The 5,815-nt window shown below is 47.1% G+C and carries 3 protein-coding genes; all 3 read left to right on the top strand.

The genetic code is table 11. The annotated features are described in order from the left end of the window. Window positions 1-120 precede the first annotated feature (120 nt). Window positions 121-4,155: an ATP-dependent RNA helicase HrpA gene (gene hrpA / locus B7Y67_RS09800; RefSeq protein WP_293598487.1), complete on the top strand. Its 4,035-nt coding sequence runs from the start codon at window positions 121-123 to the stop codon at window positions 4,153-4,155. A 51-nt stretch (window positions 4,156-4,206) separates the two neighbouring features. Beyond that, window positions 4,207-5,244 carry a cytochrome D1 domain-containing protein gene (locus B7Y67_RS09795; RefSeq protein ID WP_293598486.1) on the top strand — a complete coding sequence of 346 codons (1,038 nt, stop codon included), beginning with the start codon at window positions 4,207-4,209 and terminating at the stop codon, window positions 5,242-5,244. 135 nt (window positions 5,245-5,379) lie between these two features. Beyond that, window positions 5,380-5,815 (top strand): polysaccharide deacetylase family protein (locus B7Y67_RS09790; protein ID WP_293598485.1); only part of this gene is annotated, 436 nt, incomplete at its 3' end.

The raw sequence follows: 5,815 nt of genomic DNA, 5'->3' as shown, positions 1-5,815 counted from the left end.
AGTTGGAGCTTGATTCTTCGGCGTTTGAGCCGGGGTTTGGTGCATTTGTTGGCATAGTGAGAAAATTATAGGGTGCAAGAGCCTATAAACCAACAAAAACCCAAAGCAAGCCCTGCGACTGTGCCTGCTTCCAACACCTCCCGACGTCTGGAAATTCGCTTTCCGGAGGAGTTGCCAGTATCTGGTCAGCGTCAAATCATTAAGGATGCTTTGAGCTCTCATCAAGTGGTGATTGTCTGTGGTGAGACTGGTTCAGGCAAAACAACCCAATTACCGAAGATCTGTCTAGACCTAGGTAGGGGCACCATCAACGGCGGGCGCCTCATTGGACATACACAGCCTCGCCGTATTGCTGCAACAGCCACAGCGAAGCGTATAGCCCAAGAGCTGGGTACCCCAATCGGTCAAGACGTTGGCTATCAAGTTCGTTTTGCCGATAAGACTAGTCAGGGCGCCTCAATTAAGTTGATGACTGATGGAATCTTGCTTGCTGAGACTCAGAGGGATCCTCAACTTCGTGCCTATGACACACTCATCATTGATGAGGCTCATGAGCGCAGCCTCAATATCGACTTTCTACTGGGCTACCTTCGCCAGCTGCTACCGAAGCGCCCAGATCTCAAGTTGATCATCACCTCAGCCACGATCGATGCCAAGCGTTTTTCAGATCATTTCGCCTTAAATGGCAAGTCAGCTCCGGTGATTGAGGTCAGTGGAAGACTCTTCCCTGTAGAACAGCGTTATGAAGCTTTGGAGCCAGATGCCAAGCCAGACGGCAAGAAGGAGTCTAAAGAGGCTAAGGAGATTCCAGATGCAGTGGCGGAGGCGATTGCTAATGTCTGGCGAGAGGGCACCTCAGGTGCAGGCGATGTTTTGGTTTTCTTGCCTGGGGAGCGAGAGATTCGGGATTGCGCTGAAGCGCTACGCAAAGATCATGTCCTGCAGCAACGCTTTCATCCGGAGATATTAAGTCTGTTTGCGCGCCAGTCGGTTGCAGAGCAAGAGCGTGTATTTAACCCTGGCAATGGTCGACGCATCATTCTCACTACCAACGTTGCCGAGACCTCATTAACAGTTCCCAATATTCGTTATGTAGTGGATAGCGGCCTGGCGCGGGTGAAGCGCTATTCCTATCGCAATAAAGTCGAGCAGTTGCAAATTGAGCCAATATCTCAGGCGGCAGCCAATCAAAGGGCAGGTCGCTGCGGTCGTGTATCTGACGGTATTTGTATTCGTCTATATAGCGAGCAAGATTATTTAAGCCGGCCCAAATTTACTGATCCAGAAATTCTCCGTAGTTCACTGGCGGCAGTGTTGCTGCGCATGAGTTCTTTGCGCTTACCCCGTATTCAAGAATTCCCATTTATTGATAAGCCCCTAGGTCGAGCTATTGCAGATGGTGTGCAGTTGCTAGATGAGTTGGGTGCCATCGTCTATGACGAGAGTTCTAGGAGTGATGACAAAGACATTAACAATAGTTTCAAGCTAACGCCTATAGGCAAGCAGTTAGCAGATCTTCCCTTGGATCCTCGTATCGGTCGTATGCTCTTAGCAGCTAAAGAGCAAAACGCACTACGTGAAGTCACCATCATTGCTTCTGCTTTAGCTACCCAAGACCCGCGCGATCGACCAATGGATCAGGCTACTGCTGCCGATCAAGCTCACCTACAGTTTGCAGATGAGCGATCAGAGTTTCTAAGCTTTGTAAAGCTATGGGATTGGTATCAGGATGCGCTGAAGCACAAACACAGTAATCGCCAATTAGAAAATCTGTGCCGCAGTAAATTCTTATCGCCTAGGCGATTGCGAGAATGGCGTGATGTACATGGGCAGTTACATACCATGCTTGGTGAAAAGGGTTGGAAAGAGAATCCCTCGGCCGCTACCTATGAACAGGTACATCTGTCTTTATTAACTGGCTTATTAGGTTACGTTGCCAAAAAAGAAGAGGATGAAAAATCTCAAGAGCGCGGTAGCAAGACCGGTGGTTACATTGGTGCTCGTGGTATTCGTCCCTTTATCTGGCCGGGTTCAACCATTGGTAAAAAGGCCGGTGCTTGGATATTAGCTGGTGAGCTCCAAGAAACCAATCGTATGTATGCCCGCACAATTGCCAAAATTGAGCCTCAGTGGGTTGAGAAGGTTGCTGCCCATCGCCTTATCAAATCTCTAAGTGAGCCTTTTTGGGATAGTCGTCAAGGTGAGGTCATGGCCTTTGAGCGTGGCACATTGTATGGACTCCCCATTTATCATGGGCGTCGAGTTCGCTATGAATCACATAATCTTGAGGATGCACGTTCAATATTTATTACGCAGGCCTTAGTCCAGGAAGAGATGTTCGGACGTATGGATACTCCAGCATTAATGAGAGAGACCGAGGCTGATGCTAAAAAGAAATATCCTGGAAGTTTTGAATTCTTCTGGCATAACCGCAGATTAATTAAAGAGATCGAGGCTCTAGAGCATCGTTCACGTCGCCCCGATGTTTTGGTGGATGATGACCTCCTGTTTGCTTTTTATGATTCACGCATTCCAAAAGATGTCCTCAGTAGAGAGGGTATGAATGCCTGGCTAAAAAAAGCATCTAGAGCGGGGGGTGACAATCAAGAGTCGCCCGATACTCTCTTGCGTTTAGCTAAGGCTGATTTAATGCGCCATGAAGCTGCCGGAATTACGGTAGATCGCTATCCTAAAAAGATGCTTGTTGGTGGCACTGAATTGAGCTTAACTTATCACTTTGAGCCTGGCAGTCCTAAGGATGGAGTCACTCTAGTTGTTCCATTGACTCTGTTAAATCAGGTAGATGGTCGTCGTTGCGAATGGCTAGTGCCAGGTATGTGCGAAGAAAAAATTCACCTGCTCCTAAAATCACTTCCCCAGAAGTTACGTCGTCACTGTATTCCGCTGCCGGAATATGCAAAGTCTTTCTTAGACCGCATGCTCGCAGAAAAACAGTTTGGTGTGGGTGACTTTTTAGATAGCCTCATTACGGATATTCGCAAAGAACGCGGTTTAGAAATTAAGCGTACAGACTTCAGACCCGAATCGCTGCCTTTGCACTCCTCGATGAACTTCCGTCTGGTGGACGAGCATGGTCGACAACTTGAGTTGGAGCGTAATTTAACTCGATTGCGTGCTGAGTACGGTGAAACTGCTCGAACTGCATTCCAGGCGATTGCCCAGCAAGCAGTTCAAGAGGAGCTGGTTTCTGATGTGTCAGTCAGCACTCCAAATGCAAGTGCAAAAACAAACCAAGCCACAACTACTGCTGCAGTAAAAAAAGTAGAGCAGAGCGGTTATCGAACTTGGGACTTTGGTGAGCTGCCTGAAACGCTGGAGATTCAAAAAGGTAATCGCACTTTATTCGGTTACCCAGCCTTAGTGGATCGTGCTGAGTCATGTGATCTTGAGGTATTTGACGATTTACTAGAAGCTAGGAAATATCATTGGCAAGGCCTTCGTAGACTATTTGCTTTGTCAAATAAGGACACGCTTAAGGCACTGCAGAAGCAGTTACCTGGAATGCGTGAGATTGGCCTACTATTTATCAATGTAGGTTCAGTGGATGATTTGATTGAGCAAATTCTCAATCTTGCCTTAGAGCGTGCATTCATGAATGATCCATTGCCGGTGAATGCGGATCAATTTGCTGAGCGCCTACAGGCAGGTAAGCCCAGACTGGCCTTAATTGCTCAAGAGATTTCAAAACATGCTTTAGCGGCTTTGCAGGCTTATGCAGATCTTCAAAAGAAGATGGCTCAAGCCAAGGCTGTTTCAGCTGCTGCTTACACAGACATTCAAGCGCAGGTTCAGGGTTTAATATTCCCGAAATTTGTATCTGACACGCCATATAGCCAGCTAGTGCATTTCCCTCGATATCTCAAGGCAATTGCAATGCGTATTGATAAGTTGCGCGCCAACCCCAGTCGGGATGCCCAGTGTCAAAAAGACTGGGAGTCGGTTGCCAGACCTTGGCAAAAACTGGTTCAAGGTAGCCGTGGTTCTACTAACTATGCCATGGCGGGGGATCAGGCTTTGAGCGATTTCCGCTGGCAACTAGAGGAATTACGGGTAGCCCTCTATGCCCAGGAATTAAAGACTCCAACACCAATGTCCCTAAAACGCCTAGAAAAGGTCTTAGCTAGCTTGCGTTAAGTCAAATCGATCGCTATCGAGCTAGCTCACACTGAGCATCTATTGCTTACAATGTCGGCTATGTACATATTTATTAATAAAGCCAAATCTGCCACCATTTCAGTCTTGGTGATATTCGGCCTCTTTGGTATTCAGAATGGCGTTTTTGCCCAAACTGCAACGACTGTTGACCCTAAGGCCGAGCCCAAGTTGGCAGTGGTGTTGAATTCTGGTGAAGCAACTGTCAGCTTGATTGACATGCCTAGCCGCAAAGTAATTAAGACTGTCCCAGTTGGAAAAGAGCCTCATCACCTGATGATGACTCCGGACCAAAAGACGCTCCTGATCGCGAATGCTGCCGGCAATGACGTGGTGCTCATGAATCCCATTAGCGGAGAGTTGACCGGTAAGATCCCGAATATTATTGACCCCTACCAAATTGGTTACTCGCCGAATCACAAATGGTTTGTTGCAAACGGTAATCGCTTAGATAGAGTAGATGTGTATCACGCTCAAGGAGCGGACCTTAAGCTGGCCAAATCAATTAAGCTGGGAAAGACGCCGAGTCACGTTGCGTTCACTGCGGATAGCAAGATTGCCTTTATCACTCTGCAAGATTCCAATGAATTGGCTGCAATCGATTTAGATACGCAGACTGTCATTTGGAAAATGACCACGGGTAAAGTTCCTGCTGGAGTTTGGATGACGCCTGGCGATCAATATTTATTGGTTGGTATTACCGGCGAGGACAATGTCCAAGTTATCGACTGGAAAAACCGTAAAGAAGTGAAGCGAATCTTCACAGGGAAGGGTGCTCATAACTTCCGTCCATTAGGCGATAAGAAGCATGTGTTCGTCAGCAACCGTATTGCTTCAACTATCAGCCTAATCAATATGCAGACTTTGGAAAAGACTGGGGATATTACGGGTCTTCCTGCTGGCCCAGACGATATGGAAATTACACCTGATGGTAAAACAATGTGGGTTACATTCCGCTTCTCTAAAAAAGCGGGAGTAATTGATATTCCCTCAATGAAGCTAATCACTGTAATCCCAGTTGGAAAATCTCCGCATGGTGTTTTCTTCACTCCACGCGCAGGTTGGGAATAACCCAATTCAATGGGTTGGATTTCCGCTCTTGCTCGTCTAACGTCGCTAATCTTTTTAGCGACATGTACTTCACTTGCATATTCTCAAGACAATCACTGCAAAAAAACGATTTATCTTACTTTTGATACTGGGAATATGTCAGTTGCGACGAATGTTGCCGACATATTGAGCCGTCAAAATGTTAAAGCTACTTTTTTTCTGGCAAATGAAAAAACCAGTCGCGGCGATTTTTCTCTTGATGATTCATGGAAGTCCTATTGGCAAGACCGCTTACGTGAAGGTCATCACTTTGGCAGCCATACCTATGACCATTTGTACTTTGTCAAAGATGGGCCCAGTGGAGAGATTTTTGCTAGACCACAGTTTGGTTCCAAGGCGGGGGTAATGAGCCTATACAACGAAGCAAGCTATTGCCGAGAAATTAGGCGAGTCGATGATCGCTTCAGGGAGTTAACTGGTGCCGGTATTCAGAAAATCTGGCGAGCGCCTGGTGGAAAAACCTCACCGCGTTCTATTAGGATGGGCACTCAGTGTGGCTATCAGCATATCGGCTGGAGTCCTGCAGGATTTC

The organism is Polynucleobacter sp. 35-46-11 (genome assembly GCF_002281105.1).
This window is presented reverse-complemented; position numbering and strand designations above follow the sequence as displayed.

What these genes read in the sequence shown, in the direction of transcription:
- B7Y67_RS09795 (WP_293598486.1), top strand. Translation starts at nt 4,207, where the DNA reads ATGTCGGCTATGTACATATTTATTAATAAAGCCAAATCTGCCACCATT.